This is a genomic window from Serratia sp. H402Y, assembly GCF_051172415.1.
In the GTDB taxonomy this organism is placed as follows: domain Bacteria; phylum Pseudomonadota; class Gammaproteobacteria; order Enterobacterales; family Enterobacteriaceae; genus Serratia; species Serratia ureilytica.
This window is the reverse complement of sequence record NZ_JBPIYZ010000003.1, coordinates 193,162-211,309: the sequence shown is the minus strand read 5'-3', so window position 1 is coordinate 211,309 and position 18,148 is coordinate 193,162. Positions and strand designations below refer to the sequence as shown.

At 60.4% G+C, this 18,148-nt stretch carries 18 protein-coding genes and 1 tRNA gene; 10 read left to right on the top strand and 9 right to left on the bottom strand.

Annotation, left to right across the window (positions count from 1 at the left end):
- Window positions 1-35 precede the first annotated feature (35 nt).
- Window positions 36-1,280 carry a multifunctional CCA addition/repair protein gene (locus ACSBQS_RS17705; protein ID WP_072626962.1) on the top strand — a complete coding sequence of 415 codons (1,245 nt, stop codon included), beginning with the start codon at window positions 36-38 and terminating at the stop codon, window positions 1,278-1,280.
- Between the two features lie 40 nt (window positions 1,281-1,320).
- Here the strand turns inward: ACSBQS_RS17705 and bacA are convergent, their stop codons facing one another.
- Window positions 1,321-2,145 carry an undecaprenyl-diphosphate phosphatase gene (gene bacA, locus ACSBQS_RS17700; RefSeq protein ID WP_033644592.1) on the bottom strand — a complete coding sequence of 275 codons (825 nt, stop codon included), beginning with the start codon at window positions 2,143-2,145 and terminating at the stop codon, window positions 1,321-1,323.
- A gap of 132 nt (window positions 2,146-2,277) precedes the next feature.
- Entirely contained in the window at window positions 2,278-2,637 is a 360-nt protein-coding gene (folB, locus tag ACSBQS_RS17695; protein WP_015379095.1) for a bifunctional dihydroneopterin aldolase/7,8-dihydroneopterin epimerase, read from the bottom strand.
- 107 nt (window positions 2,638-2,744) lie between these two features.
- On the opposite strand from folB, the gene plsY reads away from it, so the two are divergent.
- The gene (plsY, locus tag ACSBQS_RS17690) at window positions 2,745-3,389 is read left to right on the top strand and encodes a glycerol-3-phosphate 1-O-acyltransferase PlsY (protein ID WP_047026476.1); all 645 of its coding nucleotides are present in this window, start codon (window positions 2,745-2,747) and stop codon (window positions 3,387-3,389) included.
- A gap of 30 nt (window positions 3,390-3,419) precedes the next feature.
- Here the strand turns inward: plsY and tsaD are convergent, their stop codons facing one another.
- Complete coding sequence (gene tsaD, locus ACSBQS_RS17685) at window positions 3,420-4,433, bottom strand: tRNA (adenosine(37)-N6)-threonylcarbamoyltransferase complex transferase subunit TsaD (RefSeq protein WP_172755716.1); 1,014 nt, start codon at window positions 4,431-4,433, stop codon at window positions 3,420-3,422.
- A 325-nt stretch (window positions 4,434-4,758) separates the two neighbouring features.
- On the opposite strand from tsaD, the gene rpsU reads away from it, so the two are divergent.
- From rpsU to rpoD, 3 genes are all read left to right on the top strand, one after another.
- The gene (gene rpsU / locus ACSBQS_RS17680; RefSeq protein ID WP_001144069.1) at window positions 4,759-4,974 is read left to right on the top strand and encodes a 30S ribosomal protein S21; all 216 of its coding nucleotides are present in this window, start codon (window positions 4,759-4,761) and stop codon (window positions 4,972-4,974) included.
- Window positions 4,975-5,110: 136 nt separating this feature from the next.
- Window positions 5,111-6,859: a DNA primase gene (gene dnaG, locus ACSBQS_RS17675; protein ID WP_033651286.1), complete on the top strand. Its 1,749-nt coding sequence runs from the start codon at window positions 5,111-5,113 to the stop codon at window positions 6,857-6,859.
- Between the two features lie 157 nt (window positions 6,860-7,016).
- Entirely contained in the window at window positions 7,017-8,858 is a 1,842-nt protein-coding gene (gene rpoD / locus ACSBQS_RS17670) for an RNA polymerase sigma factor RpoD (protein ID WP_025304326.1), read from the top strand.
- Between the two features lie 55 nt (window positions 8,859-8,913).
- Here the strand turns inward: rpoD and ACSBQS_RS17665 are convergent, their stop codons facing one another.
- Entirely contained in the window at window positions 8,914-9,366 is a 453-nt protein-coding gene (locus ACSBQS_RS17665) for a nuclear transport factor 2 family protein (protein WP_197666946.1), read from the bottom strand.
- 16 nt (window positions 9,367-9,382) lie between these two features.
- A complete protein-coding gene (gene mug / locus ACSBQS_RS17660) occupies window positions 9,383-9,871 on the bottom strand; it encodes a G/U mismatch-specific DNA glycosylase (protein WP_033644588.1) in 489 nt (162 codons plus the stop codon).
- A 146-nt stretch (window positions 9,872-10,017) separates the two neighbouring features.
- Between mug and ACSBQS_RS17655 the strand changes: the two genes are divergently transcribed.
- The 4 genes from ACSBQS_RS17655 to ACSBQS_RS17640 all read left to right on the top strand — a co-directional run bounded on the left by ACSBQS_RS17655 (window position 10,018) and on the right by ACSBQS_RS17640 (window position 12,483).
- A tRNA-Ile gene (locus ACSBQS_RS17655) sits at window positions 10,018-10,093 on the top strand.
- 122 nt (window positions 10,094-10,215) lie between these two features.
- Window positions 10,216-10,656 carry an aminoglycoside 6'-N-acetyltransferase gene (gene aac(6'), locus ACSBQS_RS17650; protein ID WP_033651281.1) on the top strand — a complete coding sequence of 147 codons (441 nt, stop codon included), beginning with the start codon at window positions 10,216-10,218 and terminating at the stop codon, window positions 10,654-10,656.
- A 287-nt stretch (window positions 10,657-10,943) separates the two neighbouring features.
- Complete coding sequence (locus tag ACSBQS_RS17645; RefSeq protein ID WP_434991257.1) at window positions 10,944-11,585, top strand: YbhB/YbcL family Raf kinase inhibitor-like protein; 642 nt, start codon at window positions 10,944-10,946, stop codon at window positions 11,583-11,585.
- A gap of 19 nt (window positions 11,586-11,604) precedes the next feature.
- The gene (locus ACSBQS_RS17640) at window positions 11,605-12,483 is read left to right on the top strand and encodes an AraC family transcriptional regulator (RefSeq protein ID WP_197787427.1); all 879 of its coding nucleotides are present in this window, start codon (window positions 11,605-11,607) and stop codon (window positions 12,481-12,483) included.
- 13 nt (window positions 12,484-12,496) lie between these two features.
- Here ACSBQS_RS17640 and ACSBQS_RS17635 read toward each other — a convergent pair whose 3' ends face one another.
- Window positions 12,497-13,213: an HPP family protein gene (locus ACSBQS_RS17635; protein WP_197666800.1), complete on the bottom strand. Its 717-nt coding sequence runs from the start codon at window positions 13,211-13,213 to the stop codon at window positions 12,497-12,499.
- A 162-nt stretch (window positions 13,214-13,375) separates the two neighbouring features.
- On the opposite strand from ACSBQS_RS17635, the gene yfcF reads away from it, so the two are divergent.
- Window positions 13,376-14,011 (top strand): glutathione transferase, encoded by a 636-nt coding sequence (yfcF, locus tag ACSBQS_RS17630; protein ID WP_342164172.1) that lies wholly within the window; start codon window positions 13,376-13,378, stop codon window positions 14,009-14,011.
- Window positions 14,012-14,084: 73 nt separating this feature from the next.
- On the opposite strand, the gene ACSBQS_RS17625 is transcribed toward yfcF, so the two are convergent.
- From ACSBQS_RS17625 to ACSBQS_RS17615, 3 genes are read right to left on the bottom strand one after another with little or no spacing between them, the layout of a single operon-like run.
- On the bottom strand, window positions 14,085-15,326 hold the full coding sequence (locus ACSBQS_RS17625; protein WP_342164170.1) for an amino acid permease: 1,242 nt from the start codon (window positions 15,324-15,326) through the stop codon (window positions 14,085-14,087).
- A gap of 58 nt (window positions 15,327-15,384) precedes the next feature.
- A complete protein-coding gene (locus tag ACSBQS_RS17620; protein ID WP_123061982.1) occupies window positions 15,385-16,839 on the bottom strand; it encodes an NAD-dependent succinate-semialdehyde dehydrogenase in 1,455 nt (484 codons plus the stop codon).
- A 12-nt stretch (window positions 16,840-16,851) separates the two neighbouring features.
- Window positions 16,852-18,117, bottom strand: coding sequence for a 4-aminobutyrate--2-oxoglutarate transaminase (locus ACSBQS_RS17615; protein ID WP_047026542.1), 1,266 nt, complete (start codon window positions 18,115-18,117; stop codon window positions 16,852-16,854).
- Window positions 18,118-18,148: the final 31 nt, after the last annotated feature.

Genomic DNA, 18,148 nt, shown 5'->3' with positions numbered 1-18,148 from the left:
TAGACAGAGCCTTACACGATATTCAGGAGTCAACAGTGCAGATTTATCTGGTCGGCGGCGCCGTTCGCGACAGCCTGCTCGACATTCCGGTGGTCGATCATGATTGGGTGGTGGTGGGCGCCACGCCGGCCGAGCTGCTGGCATTGGGCTACCAGCAGGTCGGCAAAGATTTTCCGGTATTCCTCAATCCCGACACCCACGAGGAGTACGCGCTGGCGCGCACCGAGCGCAAATCCGGCCAGGGATACACCGGTTTTACCTGCTATGCCGCGCCGGACGTCACGCTGGAGGAGGATCTGCTGCGGCGCGATCTGACCATCAACGCCATCGCCCGTTCCGCCGAGGGGGAGCTGATTGATCCTTACGGCGGCGTGGCCGATCTGCAGGCGCGCGTGCTGCGCCACGTTTCCGACGCCTTCGGCGAAGATCCGCTGCGCGTACTGCGCGTGGCGCGCTTCACCGCCCGCTTCGCCCACCTGGGTTTTCGCATCGCCGACGAAACGCTCGCCCTGATGCGCCGGATGGCGCATAGCGGTGAACTGGCCGCGCTGACCGCCGAACGCGTCTGGAAAGAAACGGAAAAGGCGCTGCAAAGCCAGAGCCCGCAGGTCTATTTTCAGGTGCTGCGCGACTGCGATGCGCTGGCGGTGCTGTTCCCGGAAATCGACGCGCTGTTCGGCGTGCCGGCTCCCGCCAAGTGGCACCCGGAGATCGACACCGGCGTGCACACGCTGATGGCGTTGGCGATCGCCGCCCGCCTCACGCCGGAGGTGGACGTGCGCTTCGCCACCCTGTGCCATGACCTCGGCAAGGGATTGACGCCAAAAGCGTTCTGGCCGCATCACCACGGCCACGGCCCGGCCGGTGTGCGGCTGGTTGAGGCGCTGTGCCAGCGGCTGCGGGTGCCCAACCCGGTGCGCGATCTGAGCAAGCTGGTGGCCGAGTACCATGATCTGATCCACACCGTGAACAAGCTGCGGCCGGAGACCCTATTGAAGCTGTTCGACGCCATCGACGTCTGGCGCAAGCCGCACCGGCTGGAGCAGATGATCCTGACCAGCGAGGCGGACGCGCGCGGCCGTACCGGCTTTGAGGAGAATCCCTATCCGCAGGGCGACTATCTGCGTCAGGCGTATCAGGTGGCGAACGCGGTATCGATTAAAGAGGTGGTGGCCAGCGGGCTGCAGGGCACCGCGATCCGCGACGAGCTCAAACGCCGCCGCCAGCAGGCGCTGGCCGAGTGGAAGCTCACCCAAACTATCATCAACGATCAGGCATAAAAAAACCCCGCGGAGCGGGGTTTTTTCCTGGCGTGAAGGCTTACAGGAACACCATGTAAACCACGGCCGCCACGATAAAGCGATAGATAGCGAACGGCACGAACGAGATGCGTTTGATCAGAGACAGGAAGGTCTTGATCGCAACCAGCGCCACCACGAAGGCGGTGACGAAACCGACGGCGAACATCGGCAGGTCGCCCCAGGTCAGGAAGTGCAGGCTCTTGTACAGATCCAGGCCGCTGGCGCCAATCATCATCGGCACAGCCAGAATGAAGGAGAACTCGGACGCCGCATAGCGGTTCACGCCCACCAGCATGCCGCCGGCGATAGTGGAACCCGAACGGGAGAAGCCCGGCCACAGCGCCAGACACTGGAAGCAGCCGATCATGAACGCCTGACGGTAAGTGATGTCATCCAGCCCTTCCGCGCTCGGCTTCTTCGGCTTCAGCCATTCCGCCGCCAGCAGCAGCAGGCCGCCGACCACCAACGCGTACATCACGTTTTTCGGCGCAAACAGCGACTTGATGAAATCATGGAAGGCCAGCCCCAGCACCACCGCCGGGATCATCGCCAGCAGGATGTGCCCCAGCTTCAGCTGGCCGCTGGTTTTGCCTTCGTGCTCCACCGGCTTGCCGCCGAAATGGATGCCGATCAGACCGAACAACCGGCGCCAGAACATCACGACGACGGCCAGGATCGACCCCAGCTGGATAATGACTTCAAAGGTTTTGGCTTTGTCGCCGGTAAAGCCCAGCCACTCGCCGACGATGATCATATGCCCGGTGGAAGAAACCGGCAAAAATTCGGTTAATCCCTCGACAACCCCAAGAACAAACGCAATAAACAGTGAATGCATGTCTGCCATGTGCTTCGCTCACCCCATAAAATAACGGCTATCACATAAAAAAGCGGCAATGCTTAAAGACAATGCCGCTAAAACAATTCTCAGGATTAAGACCAGGTTAACGGTCTTTCGTTGCAAGCAGATGACATAAAATCATGCGGGACGGGTGCCGCGCTCAATGATCACGCCGACCCGATTGGCATGTGCTACAGCGCCCGGTTTGCTGACCTTAATACGGACCCAGGGGGAATTGAAGCGCTGGAGCAAAATTTCAGATATTTCCTCCGCAACGCGCTCCACCAGCGCGAACCGGTTCGACTCCACGTGTTGGATCACGGCATCGCTGACGTCGGCATAGCTCAGACAGTCATTTACGTCGTCGCTGGCGGCGGCCGGCCGGTTATCCCAGCCCATTTCGATATCGAACACCAGCTTCTGACGAATGCCCTGTTCCCACTCATAAACGCCAATGGTGGTAATTACGGTAAGCTCTTCAATAAATACGATATCCATCACGTCATTCTCTGTTTTTGGCCTTGCCGGATACCACTTCCAGCGGAATGTGCGTATTATCCATAGATGTTGCGAGTAAAACGACCATTATTAAACGGAACCGCGTTATGAGTGCTACCGCGCTTGGCATGATTATCTTCGCGTATCTGTGCGGCTCGATTTCGAGCGCGATCCTGGTTTGCCGGATCGCCAGGCTGCCGGACCCGCGTGAACATGGCTCAGGAAACCCCGGGGCGACCAACGTCCTGCGCATCGGCGGCCGGCTGGCGGCGGCGGCGGTGCTGGTGTTCGATATTCTGAAAGGGATGTTGCCGGTCTGGCTGGCCTACAAACTCAATGTGCCGCCGCTGTATCTGGGCCTGACGGCGATCGCCGCCTGTCTTGGGCACATCTATCCGGTGTTCTTCCACTTCCGCGGCGGTAAAGGCGTGGCGACGGCATTTGGTGCCATCGCGCCTATCGGCTGGGATCTGACCGGCCTGATGACCGGCACCTGGCTGCTGACGGTGTTACTCAGCGGCTACTCTTCGCTCGGCGCCATCGTCAGCGCGCTGATCGCCCCGTTCTACGTCTGGTGGTTCAAACCGCAGTTCACCTTCCCGGTGGCGATGCTCTCCTGCCTGATCCTGATGCGGCATCACGACAATATTCAGCGCCTGTGGCGCGGCCAGGAAGGCAAGATTTGGGGCAAGTTCCGCAAGAAGAAAAACGACGCGGGTGAGGATAACGGCGACCAGCCGAAAGACGAATAACGTAAGGGCCGGATAATCCGGCCCTTTGTTTTATACCGCAGGCAGTTCCGCCAGCGGCCAGCGCGGCCGCACCGACACGCTCAGCTCCGGGTTGGCGCCGCTCTTCAGCCGCACCATGCCAGCATAGGCGATCATCGCGCCGTTGTCGGTGCAAAATTCCGGGCGGGCATAGAACACTTCCCCGCCGCGTTTCTGCATCATCTCCGCCAGTTTGGCGCGCAGCGTGCGGTTAGCGCTCACGCCGCCGGCCATCACCAGGCGTTTGAAGCCGGTTTGCTCCAGCGCGCGTTTGCATTTGATCGCCAGCGTATCCACCACCGCATCCTCGAAGGCGCGGGCGATGTCGGCACGCGTCTGATCGTCGTTGCCGTTGGAGCGGATGGTGTTGGCGGCGAAGGTTTTCAGGCCGGAGAAACTGAAGTCCAGCCCCGGACGATCGGTCATCGGCCGCGGGAAGGTGAAACGCCCCGCCGTACCCTGCTGCGCCATCTTCGACAGCATCGGCCCGCCGGGATAATCCAGGCCGAGCAGCTTGGCGGTTTTGTCGAACGCTTCGCCGGCGGCATCGTCGATCGATTCGCCCAGCAGTTCATATTCACCGATGCCGGTGACGCTGATCAGCTGAGTGTGGCCGCCGGAGACCAGCAGCGCGACGAACGGGAACGCCGGCGGGTTATCTTCCAGCATCGGCGCCAGCAGGTGGCCTTCCATGTGGTGCACCGGCACCGCCGGCACGTTCCAGGCGAACGCCAGCGCACGCCCGACGGTAGCGCCGACCAGCAGCGCGCCTACCAGGCCCGGCCCGGCGGTATAAGCCACGCCGTCAATATCGGCCGGGGTCAGGTTGGCCTCTTTCAGCGCCGCCTGAATCAGCGGCACGGTTTTGCGCACGTGATCGCGGGAGGCCAGTTCCGGCACCACGCCGCCGTAGTCGGCGTGCAGCTTCACCTGGCTGTATAATTGGTTGGCCAACAAACCGGTTTGCTCGTCATACACTGCAATTCCGGTTTCATCGCAGGACGTTTCTATACCCAGTACTCGCATTACATTTCCCATCATTCACGTGCGGCCGCCAGTCTACCACATTCCGCCGCATTTACCGCCGATGCGGCGCATCTTGTCACCGGCTTGCGCCTATGTCGATGATTCATCCAGAAAATGCCCGAGCGATTAAACACGAGCATTTTTTTCTGATTAGTCTATAATCAGCGCCCGGTGCAAAATTGCGCACGTTGCGGCAGAGCGACGCGGGTTTCAATTTGCGGTGATGCTTTACAAAGCAGCATCCATTGGAGTAAAATTCCGCACCATTTTGAAAAGGCTGGCGCTTGGCCAGCAGCAAACCGAATTTTATTGAGGTGAGAGGCACATGCCGGTAATTAAAGTACGTGAAAACGAGCCATTTGACGTTGCTCTGCGTCGTTTCAAACGCTCTTGCGAAAAAGCGGGTGTTTTAGCTGAAGTTCGTCGTCGTGAGTTTTATGAAAAACCAACTACCGAACGTAAACGCGCTAAAGCTTCTGCTGTGAAACGTCACGCGAAGAAACTGGCTCGCGAAAACGCACGCCGCACTCGTCTGTATTAATTCTTCGGGGGCAACCCCACCGCGTGAATTTCTGATTTTCAAAATCGCGCAGACCGAGTAGTTGCATACGAAGGCCGTGCTTTCCGAAAGGAATGCGCGGCTTGTTCTCGTTTATAGGCTAATGAAGTAAGGGCTTATGGCTGGACGAATTCCGCGCGTATTTATCAATGACTTGCTGGCTCGCACCGACATCGTCGATTTGATCGACGCCCGCGTGAAGCTCAAGAAGCAAGGCAAGAACTACCACGCGTGCTGTCCGTTCCACCACGAAAAGACGCCTTCCTTTACCGTTAATGGCGAAAAGCAGTTTTATCACTGTTTTGGGTGTGGTGCGCACGGCAACGCCGTCGACTTTTTGATGAATTACGACCGACTCGAGTTTGTCGAAACCATCGAAGAGCTGGCGACCATGCACGGGTTGGAAGTGCCTTACGAAGCGGGCACCGGGCCGACCCAGATCGAACGCCATCAGCGCCAGAGCCTATACCAACTGATGGAACAGCTCAGCGCGTTCTATCAACAGTCACTGCAGCAGTCCTCCGGGGCACCGGCGCGCAGCTATTTGCAGCAGCGCGGATTAAGTGACGACGTTATTCGCCATTTCGCCATCGGCTTCGCGCCGGCGGGATGGGACAACGCCCTGAAGCGTTTCGGCCGCGACACCGACTCGCGCCGCGCATTGAACGATGCCGGCATGCTGGTGACTAACGATCAGGGGCGTTCGTACGACCGTTTCCGCGAACGGGTGATGTTCCCCATCCGCGACAAGCGCGGGCGCGTCATCGCCTTCGGCGGCCGCGTGCTGGGCGACGGCATGCCCAAGTACCTGAACTCGCCGGAAACCGAAGTTTTCCATAAGGGCCGCCAGCTGTACGGCCTGTATGAAGCACAGCAGAATCACCCTACCCTGCAGCGGCTGCTGGTGGTGGAAGGGTATATGGACGTGGTGGCGTTGGCGCAATTCGGCATCGATTATGCCGTCGCCTCGCTCGGAACCTCGACGACGGCTGAACACATTCAGCTGCTGTTCCGCGCCACCGACAACGTCGTCTGCTGTTACGACGGCGACCGCGCCGGCCGCGAAGCGGCCTGGCGGGCGCTGGAAACCGCGCTGCCGTACCTGAACGACGGGCGCCAGCTGCGGTTCATGTTTTTGCCCGACGGCGAAGACCCGGACACCCTGGTGCGCAAGGAAGGCAAAGAAGCCTTCGAACAGCGAATGGAGCAGGCGCAGCCGCTGTCCACTTTCCTGTTCGAAAGCCTGCTGCCGCAGGTGGATTTGAGCAGCCCGGACGGGCGCGCCAAGCTGAGCACGCTGGCGCTGCCGCTGATTACTCAGGTGCCGGGCGAAACGTTGCGCTTGTACCTGCGTCAGGAGCTCGGCAACAAGCTGGGGCTGCTGGACGACAGTCAGCTCGACAAGCTGATGCCCAAGCAGGCTGAAAATGCGAATCCTTATCAGGCGCCCCAGCTAAAACGCACAACCATGCGTATACTGATAGGGTTACTGGTGCAAAATCCGCAGTTGGCTACACTTATCCCTTCGCTGGAAGGGTTGGAGCAGACCAAACAGGCGGGATTGCCGCTGTTCGTCGAACTGGTGCAGACCTGTTTGGCGCAGCCGGGCCTGACAACCGGGCAATTGCTGGAGCTGTATCGCGACAACAAATTCAGCCAGCAGCTTGAAACCTTGGCGACCTGGAACCATATGATCGTTGAGGACATGGTCGAACAGACCTTTTTGGATACGTTGGCCAGCCTGTACGACTCGGTGCTCGAGCAACGGCTGGAAACGCTGATCGCGCAGGCCAGAACGCGCGGCCTGAGCCCGGAGGAACGTGAAGAAGTCCGTTCCCTCAACCAGGTTTTAGCGAAGAAAAACTGAATACCAAACGGCTTAAGTGCCGATAATTGCGAGGGCAGAGCCCTGCACAGTGCCGCCATAGTGGGCCGCGGCGATAACGAAAACGCCCCAAATGCTATTGTTGGCGGTTTCGCCGACCGACACCAACCTAAATACTCTGAAGTGTGGATACCGTCTTATGGAGCAAAACCCGCAGTCACAGCTGAAGCTACTTGTCACCCGTGGTAAGGAGCAAGGCTATCTGACCTATGCTGAGGTCAATGACCATCTGCCGGAAGATATCGTCGACTCCGATCAGATCGAAGACATCATCCAGATGATTAACGACATGGGCATCCAGGTGATGGAAGAAGCACCGGACGCCGATGACCTGCTGCTCGCCGAAAACTCGAACAGCACGGACGAAGATGCGGAAGAAGCCGCCGCACAGGTTCTGTCCAGCGTGGAATCCGAAATCGGCCGCACCACCGACCCGGTGCGCATGTACATGCGCGAAATGGGTACCGTCGAACTGCTGACGCGCGAAGGCGAAATCGACATCGCCAAGCGCATCGAAGACGGCATCAACCAGGTGCAGTGCTCGGTTGCCGAATACCCGGAAGCCATCACCTACCTGCTTGAGCAGTACGATCGCGTCGAAGCGGGCGAAGCGCGCCTGTCCGATCTGATCACCGGCTTCGTCGATCCTAACGCGGAAGAGGACATCGCCCCAACCGCGACCCACATCGGTTCCGAACTGTCGAGCGAAGAGCAAGACGACGACGAAGAAGATGAGGATGCTGAAGACGACGACACCGAAGACGACAACAGCATCGATCCTGAGCTGGCGCGTCAGAAGTTCGCCGAACTGCGCGATCAGTATGAAGCGACGCGTCTGGTGATCAAAAAGAACGGCCGCAGCCACGCCAGCGCCGCGGACGAGATCCTGAAGCTGTCTGAAGTGTTCAAGCAGTTCCGCCTGGTGCCGAAACAGTTCGACTTCCTGGTCAACAGCATGCGCACCATGATGGACCGCGTTCGCACCCAGGAACGCATCATCATGAAGCTGTGCGTTGAACAGTGCAAAATGCCGAAGAAAAACTTCGTCACCCTGTTCGCCGGCAACGAAACCAGCGACTCCTGGTTCGAAGCGGCGCTGGCGATGGCCAAGCCATGGTCGGAAAAGCTGAAAGACGTTGCTGAAGACGTGCAGCGCAGCCTGCAGAAACTGCGTCAGATCGAAGAAGAAACCGGCCTGACCATCGAGCAGGTCAAAGACATCAACCGTCGCATGTCGATCGGTGAAGCGAAAGCCCGCCGCGCGAAGAAAGAGATGGTTGAGGCCAACCTGCGTCTGGTTATTTCCATCGCCAAGAAATACACCAACCGCGGCCTGCAGTTCCTGGATCTGATCCAGGAAGGCAACATCGGCCTGATGAAAGCGGTAGACAAGTTCGAATACCGCCGCGGCTACAAGTTCTCGACGTACGCCACCTGGTGGATCCGTCAGGCTATCACCCGCTCCATCGCCGACCAGGCGCGCACCATCCGTATTCCGGTGCATATGATTGAGACCATCAACAAGCTCAACCGTATTTCGCGCCAGATGCTGCAAGAGATGGGCCGCGAGCCGACGCCGGAAGAGCTGGCCGAGCGCATGCTGATGCCGGAAGACAAGATCCGCAAAGTGCTGAAGATCGCCAAAGAGCCAATCTCGATGGAAACGCCGATCGGCGACGACGAAGATTCGCATCTGGGCGACTTCATCGAGGATACCACCCTCGAGCTGCCGCTGGATTCCGCGACTTCGGAAAGCCTGCGTTCCGCCACCCACGACGTGCTGGCCGGCCTGACCGCGCGCGAAGCGAAAGTGCTGCGCATGCGTTTCGGCATCGACATGAACACCGACCACACGCTGGAAGAGGTTGGCAAGCAGTTTGACGTTACCCGTGAGCGTATTCGTCAGATCGAAGCCAAGGCGCTGCGCAAGCTGCGTCACCCAAGCCGCTCCGAAGTGCTGCGCAGCTTCCTGGACGACTAAGTCCGGCGGTTGCACTCAAAACAAAAACCCCGGCCTGCCGGGGTTTTTTTATGCCTCAGAACATGCTGTTGCCGCTGGCGGTCTTCTCCGGCACCGGCTGCGTCACGTCCCAGTGCTCGACGATTTTTCCGGCGCTGTCGAGACGGAAGATATCGACGATCGCCGCCGTCTTGCCGGCTTCGCGCCCGCTGACTTCCACATGCAGAATCACGTAGTCGCCGTCGACGAACGCCTGTTTTACCTCACTGTGCGAGTTGGGGTAACGCGTTTTCAGCAGCTCGACAAATCGACGAAAACCCGCCACGCCGTCTTTGGCGTTGGGGTTATGCTGCTTGTACTGTTCCCCCAAAAACGGCCGCGCCGCCGCAAAATCCTTGTTGTTCAGCCCCTGCCGATAAAACTCCAGCACGTTCTGCTTGTTGCGCGCTTCCTGTGGCGAATGCCCCGCCTGTGCAGCGCCGGTCACCAATAACAGCGCCATCACACAGCCTTTCATTATCGATGTCATCGCATACTCCCTTGTGTCATTGCAGCGCCAGGAACAGCTCGCGATAGCTGGCGGTAAGCTGCTCCAACGTGGCGCGGTTCAATCCGCTGGGGTTGGGCAATACCCACACCTCGGTTTGCCCCAGCATCATCGCCTGCTTGCCCCAGGGCGCGTTTTTCACCCCGAAGGCGGTGGTGAACGCCTGCTTGCCTAAAATCGCCAGCGCGCGCGGCTGGTAGCGCAGGATCTTCTCTTGCAGCGCCTCACCGCCGCTGCGCAACTCGTCACGCGACAGCTCGCTGGCCGCCACCGTCGGGCGCGCCACCAGCGCGGTAATGCCGCAGCCGTTATCCTTCAGCTGCTGCCACTGCTCCGGTGCCAACTGGCTCTCGGTAAAGCCGGCCTGATGGATCACCTTCCAGAAACGGTTGCTGCCGTTGGCGAAAGGGTAGCCCTGATGGGCGGAAGAAAGGCCGGGGTTGATGCCGCAAAACACCACCCTCAGGCCAGGCGCCAGAAGTTCCATGAGTATCGTGAGTCCATTGCAGGGATTTACTGCGGTTATCGCAAAATCCGCCAGCAATTACAACAGGCTAGAACTGTGCAGAAAAGCAACATACGGGCGGGTAACAGTAGACCGCCGCTTAAGGATTCCCTATAATCTCGCGGCTTGGCCCCTTAGCTCAGTGGTTAGAGCAGGCGACTCATAATCGCTTGGTCGTTGGTTCAAACCCAACAGGGGCCACCAAATTTTAGCTGTTTTCACAGCCTTACAAGCCATCCTGTTCGGGGTGGCTTTTTTGTTTCCCTCCGCCGTGCCACACTTCACTTTCGGCATGCCTGATTTATTCCGACTCAAAAGGACACCGCATGATCGTCAACTGCGACCACGACAACCTTGATGCCTGGCTGGCGCTGCGCTCGGCGCTGTGGCCCACCTGCCCGCGGGAAGAACACCGCGCAGAAATGCGCGAAATATTGGCTTCGCCGCACCACACCGCGTTTATGGCGCGGGGGCTGGACGGCGCTTTCGTTGGCTTTGCCGAGGTCGCGCTGCGCTACGATTATGTCAACGGCTGCGAATCGTCGCCGGTGGCGTTTTTGGAAGGGATTTATACCATCGAACGCGCCCGCCGCCAGGGCTGGGCGGCGCGCTTAATCGCGCAGGTGCAGGAGTGGGCCAAGCAGCAGGGGTGCAGCGAGCTGGCGTCGGATACCGATATCGCCAATCTGGACTCCCAGCGCCTGCATGCGGCGCTGGGCTTTGCAGAAACGGAACGGGTGGTGTTTTACCGAAAAACGCTTGGCTGATCAGGCACCTTGTGTTGCCGCTGATGCACCAACTGCTCGGCGCGCAGCAGCCTCTTCCCCACCAATATTAACCAAACCCCATCCCCATCCAGCGTTTGCCGTGGCACTCTCACCGGCACAGCAACCGAATCGGTCGCCCATCAACATAAGGCTATCAAATACAATCACAATGAGCGTAATTGGTTCTATTTTGATTGGATTTGTCGCCTTACTTTATTTTGAAAAACTTATAATGGGGACATCACATACCCGCAGATACCGCTCAATAGAACAGGAGATTGGCATTTATGAAACTGACCAGCCAAAGCTTTAAAGAAGGAGAGTTCATTCCCGGTGAGTTCGCCTTCGCTGTCCCCGATGCCGCCAACCATGTCGCTTTATCGGGAAATCGCAACCCCCATCTGGCCTGGAGTGAAGTGCCTGCAGGCACGCAGTCTTTCGTGATCGTCTGCCATGATCCCGACGTGCCAAGCCGTGGTGATGATGTGAATCAAGAGGGTCGGGTTGTGCCCGCATCGTTGCCGCGCGTTGATTTCTTTCATTGGCTGCTGCTGGATATTCCGGCCAGTACCGTGGAAATTGCGGCGGGTTCTCAATCGGACGGCGTAACGCCGCGTGGCAAAGCCGGGCCAAGCGCCCCCTCAGCCTATCGCCACGGCATCAATGACTATACCGGTTGGTTTGCCGCCGACGAGCAGATGAAGGGGGAATACTACGGTTACGATGGCCCATGCCCACCGTGGAACGATACGTTAGTTCATCATTATATTTTCACGGTTTATGCGCTTGCTACCCCCGGTTTGGATGTGCAGGGGCCTTTGACAGGGGCTAATGTGAATGCCGCCCTGGCGGAAGCGCCGGTGTTAGCCCAGGCAAGCCTGACAGGGCTCTACAGCCTGAATCCTAACGTAGCGCCGAGGGTGAAATAACCCCATGAAGGAGCCGAGCATGAACCGGAACAGTTCCTCCAGGCCAATGAAAACCAGACGCGAGCCAGATGCGAAGCGCTTGCCTTGGTATTCTCCTTCGGGGGCTCCGGTGTCAAGGCGCCGGCTATGCGGGGTGTGTCAGCCGACATTGAAACGCCAGCTGCATACGCCGCAATTCGTCTTCCATGAAGCGACGGTCTTGTTGATCGTGGCCGGCCAGCTCGATATTACAACGGCCTCACACCACTTCTCTCTGGAGAACCCCGGCGAACTGGTCTTGATCGCCCCCAATACCCGTGCAGATTTGGTCAAAACACCGGTCGACATCGATCGGCCTTTTCGCTCGCTATTCCTGACGCTGTCGGCAGAATTGCTGGATACCTTTCACCGAAACCGGCAAGCTTCGGCCCCCATTCGCTATACAGACTACGCGTGTAACACGCTGCCTCTGAACGAAGATCTGTCGGCGACGTTTTATCACGTGATTGAAAGCGTGGAAAAACAGGAAGTCAGCGATATTCGCCTGCAATATCGCCTGTTGGACTTTTTGACCGCGCTGGCCGAACGGGGGCATGTTTTCACGCATTTGCCATTGGATAGCGCATCACAGCGCCTGCGCACCTTGATTTTTGAGGCTCCGGAACAAAACTGGACGGCGGAAACAGCGGGAAAAACGTTAGCGATGAGCCCGGCAACGTTGCGGCGGCGTCTTGCCGCCGAACAGACGCGCTTCGAAGACTTACTGATAGACGTCCGTATGCATCACGCCATGATGTTGGTTCAAACCACCCGATGGGATATGACCCGCATTGCAGAAGCCTGCGGCTACAAATCCAGAGCGCGCTTTAGCGAACGCTTTCAAAAGCGTTTTGGTTACGCGCCTTCCGCCATCAGATAAAACGCTGGGCTGATCAGGCGGCCTTGCTTTGCCGCTGATGCGCCAGCTGCTCGGCGCGCAGCAGGATCTCCTGCAGATCGTCCTCGTCGATATCGAACAGATCTCCCTCCATCAGCGCCTCGTGCAGATCGGCGCGGGTGATGGCAACGGCATCGATCGGCAGATTGGCCGGCTTGGCCTCCGCCGGCGCCAGCGCGTGCGGGTAGCGTCGCCCGGCCAGGTTATTGAACAGAATGGCCAGCGCCGCCAGCAGCACCGAGTTCAGCAGCACCGGGTACAGCACAAAGTGATAGCCCATCTGGTGAATGCCGGGGCCGCCGAGGATGGCGGTCAGCGCCACCGCGCCGCCCGGCGGATGCAGGCAGCGCAGCTTGAACATCAGGCCGATGGCCACCGCCGCCGCCGCGCCGCAGGCCAGGCCCGGATCGGGGATCAGCAGACCGGCGCTGACGCCCACCGTCGCCGCCAGCGCATTGCCGCCGACGATCGACCAGGGCTGCGCCAGTGGGCTGTTGGGCACGCCGAACAGCAGCACCGCCGAAGCGCCCATCGGCGCGATAAACCACAGGTTCACCTCACCCAAAATAAAGTGGCTGATCCAGCCGGCGAGCATCAGCCCCAAACCGGCGCCGACGCTGGAAATCAGCATCTCTCGCTTGCCCACCGCCAGCGGGTGCGGCCACAGGCGCGCAACTCCCACTCTTACCCGTTCTATCCACTGCGTTTTCATGTTACCCGATACGGCCCAATTCACGTGTTGGCAACAAATATATCACGTCGCGCCAGCGCCGCCGTCCGCCGCGTCATAAAAGAACTTTTAGGCTAACAGATTGATTTTTAGCCTCCCCTCAACAATGATGAATGTTCCCCCCTTAACCCCGAGGAACCGCCGATGTCTCAACCGATCACCGAGCTTTACACCGACAGTGAATTTTTCAGCCCGTACGCCATGTCCGCCTTTGTCGTGCTGACGGAAAAAGGCATTCCGTTCACCGTGAAGCCGGTGGACCTGGCGAAAGAAGAGAACAAAGAGGCGGCCTACGCGGCGCTGTCGCTCACCCGCCGGGTGCCGACGCTGGCGATCGGCGAGTTCCAGCTCTCGGAGTCTTCGGCGATCGCCGAATACCTGGAAGACATCCACCCGGCCCACGCCGTATACCCGCGCGACGTGAAGCTGCGCGCCAAGGCGCGCGAGATCCAGGCCTGGCTGCGCAGCGATCTGCTGCCGATCCGCGCCGAGCGCTCGACCGAGGTGGTGTTCAACAACGGCAAGTTCCCGCCGCTGTCCGAAGCCGCGCAGGAGGCCGCGCGCAAGCTGATCGCCGCAGTGGAAAAACTGCTGAGCCACGGGCAGGATAATCTGTTCAGGGAGTGGTGCATCGCCGACACCGATTTGGCGCTGATGCTCAACCGGCTGGTGATGCACGGCGATACGGTGCCGGAGCGCGTGCGCCACTATGCGCACAAGCAGTGGCAGCGCCCGTCGGTGCAGGCCTGGCTGGCGTTGTCGGAAAAGCGGCGCGCGTGAGAAAAAAATCGGCGGCCACGACGCCGCCGTTCTCAATGCCGAGAAACAACATCACTGCTTGAGGGAAGGCAAATCACCATCCAGAGGGCAGATAGCCTAACAATGAAGCGATGGCGTACACCGCGCTGGCCAGGTACAGCAACACAATGCTGATCTGCAGCAGCGGATGCGTGATCCAGTTGCACTGCCAGCGCGGGGTTTGGTCGCCGTGTTTGCGCGCGCCGCGCAGGATCAGCATCGGCATGATCGACAGGATCACCCCGCTGAACACCCCGGCGAAGTAGAGCGCGTTGACGAACGACACCAGCCCGCTGTAGGCCAGCGCGAACGGCGGCACCACCACCAGCAGCAGCACGCCGAAGCGGCGCAGCGGCAGCTCGTCGTTGCCCAGCCGGAACTTGTCGAAAATATTGGTCAGGAAGCTGCCGCCCAATCCCCAGTACGAGGTCAGCATCGCGCACAGCGCAAAGATGTTGGCGGAGAAGAACGCCCACTGCCCCAGCGCCTGGCCCCAGGAAATGGTGGCCACGTCGGAGATATCATTCAGCCCGCTGAGCGCAATCACCGACATCGGCACCGCCGCCAGCAAAATGAACGTCACCACCATGCCGACGATGATCGCCTTCGGCAGTTGCTCCGGTTTGTCGGCAAAGCCGCGCGCCATTTCCGGCACGATGTACTGCGCCGAGAAGCAGAACACCACCACGTTGAACACCGGCACCATATAGCGCCAGTCGCCGTCCAGCAGGTTGCGCATCTGGGTGGTGTCTTTCAGCAGCGTTGCCGCCACCAGCGCGGTCAACATTACCACCATGCCGATGCTGATGAACTTCTCGCCGCGGCCAATCGCTTTCAAACCGAGGTACAGCACGCCGGCGGCGGGCACGAAGAACAGCAGGCTGCCCAGCGCCGGCGAGATGCCGAGCAGCGATTGCAGCAGCTTGCCGCTGCCGGTCATATAGGCGGTGAGCGCCCCAACGCTGTTGACGCACACCGAAGCGAACATCAGCCAGGCGCCCAGGCCGCCGACGTAGCGCTTCGCCAGCCCGCTCAGCTGCAGATGCGCGCGGGTGCGCAGCGTGGATTCGGCAACGTACAGCATGGTGATGGTGGTCAGGCTTCCCACCAGCACCAGCCAGAACAGCAGCGGCAGAAAGCCGGCCTTGCTGGAGGCGTAGGCGATGGAGAGCACCCCGGCGCCGATGTTGGTGCCGACGATCATCGCCACCCCTTCGAGGAAACTTAACGATTTGGCGGGTGCAGGTGCTCGCACCCCGGCGGCAAGCGCCGGAGAAACAGAGATATTATCAGACATGCATCATCCTTTATCGCCCGGCGACGCTGGCCGCCGGGATGGGTTAACGTCCTGACGCTCAACAGCTCACATCGATACACAGGTATTTCAGCTCCAGATATTCTTCTATCCCGTAGCGCGATCCTTCACGCCCGAGCCCTGACTGTTTCACGCCGCCGAACGGCGCCACTTCGTTGGAAATCAGCCCGGTGTTGATGCCGACCATGCCGTACTCCAGCGCCTCCGGCACGCGCCACTGGCGCGCGGCGTTCTGCGTGAACAGGTAGGCGGCCAGGCCGAATTCGGTGTCGTTGGCCATGGCGATGGCTTCTGCCTCGTCATGGAAGCGGAACAGCGGCGCCACCGGCCCGAAGGTCTCTTCTTTGGCGAAGCGCATCTTCTGCGTTACGCCGGTCACCACCGTCGGCTGGAAGAAAGTGCCGCCCAGCGCGTGCGGCTGGCCACCGGTGGCGATCTGCGCCCCTTTGATCAGCGCGTCGTCGATATGGCTCTGCACCTTCGCCACCGCATCGCTGTCGATCAGCGGCCCCTGGGTGGTGCCTTCCTGGCTGCCGTCTCCCACTTTCAACTGCTCGACCGCCGCCACCAGTTTCTCCGCCAGCCGCTCGTAGATGCCGTCCTGCACGTAGATACGGTTGGCGCACACGCAGGTCTGGCCGCTGTTGCGGAATTTGGAGGCCATGATGCCCGCCACCGCCGCGTCCAGATTGGCGTCGTCAAACACGATGACCGGCGCATTGCCGCCCAGCTCCAGCGACAGTTTCTTGATGCTCGGCGCGCACTGCGCCATCAGGATGCGGCCGACCTCGGTCGAACCGGTAAAGCTCAGCTTGCGCACCACCGGGCTGTCGCACAGCACTCTGCCCACCTGCGCCGCTTCGCCGGTCACCACCTGCAACACGCCGGCGGGAATGCCGGCGTCCTGCGCCAGCTTCGCCAACGCCAGCGCGGTCAGCGGCGTTTGCTCGGCCGGTTTGACGATGATGGCGCAACCGGCCGCCAGCGCCGGCGCCACCTTGCGGGTGATCATCGCCGCCGGGAAATTCCACGGGGTGATGGCCGCGCACACGCCGATCGGCTGCTTCACCACCACCAGACGCTGCGAAGCCTGCGGCGCCTGCAATACCGCGCCGTCCACCCGCTTGGCCTCTTCGGCGAACCAGGTGATGAACGACGCGGCGTACGCCACTTCGCCGCGCGCTTCCGCCAGCGATTTGCCCTGCTCGGCAGTCATCAGCTGCGCCAGATCTTCCTGTGCGGCCAGCACCTTGTCGGCCCAGGCCAACAGCAGCGCGGAACGCTGCTTGGCGGTCAGCTGTTTCCAGTCGTTTTGCGCCCGCTGCGCCGCCGCGATCGCCTGCTGGGTTTCCTCTTCGCTGACCAGCGGAATGCTGGCCAGTTCGACGCCGGTGGCCGGGTTGATCACCGCTTCACGTTTGCCGCTCAGGGCATCGCACCACTCGCCGTTGATCAGACACTGGCTGCGCAACAGCTCGGGATTATTCAATTTCATGCCGATCGCTCCTTAGTGGGCCAGCGCGCGGGACAGAATGCCCATCGCCTTGGTGAACTGATCGTCCGGGATAGTCAGCGGGTAGAGGAAGCGGATCACGTTGCCGTTCACGCCGCAGCTCAACAGCAGCAGCCCTTCCTCCATCGCCTTCTGCTGCACCTGACGGGTGATCTCCGCCGAAGGCTTGCCGGTAACCGGATCGTTGAACTCCACCGCCACCATCGATCCCTGCGCGCGCACATCGGCGATCGCCGGGCTGGTTTTGCGCGCCTGCTGCAACACTTCCACCAGGTGCTGACCCAAGCGCTGAGCGCGCTGGCACAGCTGCTCTTCGTCGATCACGTCCAGCACCGCGTGCGCGGCGGCCACCGCCAGCGGGTTACCGGCATAGGTGCCGCCCAGCCCGCCCGGCGCCGGCGCGTCCATCACCTCGGCGCGGCCCGCCACCGCCGACAGCGGCATGCCGCCCGCCAGGCTTTTCGCCATAGTGATCAAATCGGGCTTAACGCTGTAGTGCTCCATGGCGAACAGCTTGCCGGTACGGGCGAAGCCGGTCTGCACTTCGTCGGCGATCAGCAGGATGCCGTGCTGGTCGCACAGCGTGCGCAGCGCCTGCATGAAATCGGCCGGCGCCACGTTGAAACCGCCCTCGCCCTGCACCGGCTCCAGCACAATGGCCGCCACCTGCTTGGGATCGATATCCGCTTTAAACAGGCGATCCAGGCTGTTCATCGCGTCTTCGGTGGTCACGCCGTACAGCGCGTTCGGGTACTGGCCGTGGAACACCGAGCCGGGGAATGGGCCAAAGCCCAGTTTGTAAGGCGCCACTTTGCCGGTCAGCGCCATGGTCATATAGGTGCGGCCGTGGAAGCCGCCGCCGAAGGTGATCAAGCCCGGACGGCCGGTGTAAGCGCGGGCGATCTTCACCGCGTTTTCCACCGCTTCCGCGCCGGTGGTGAAGAAAGCGGTTTTACACGGACCGGCGATCGGCGCGCGCTGGTTGATGCGCTCCGCCAAAGAAACATAGCTTTCGTAAGGAACGATCTGATAGGCGGTGTGGGTGAAGGCCTGCAGCTGCTTTTCAATTGCGGCGATCACCTTCGGGTGACGGTGCCCGGTGTTCAGCACGGCGATCCCCGAAGCAAAGTCGATCACTTCTTTGCCTTCCACATCCCACAGCGTGGCGTTCTCTGCGCGCTCGGCGTAAAAACCACACATCACGCCCACTCCGCGCGGGGTGGCGTCCTGACGGCGTTGGTTCAATTCTGCGTTTTTCATGCTGTTCTCTCCGGTCGGTGCCAGTTACACG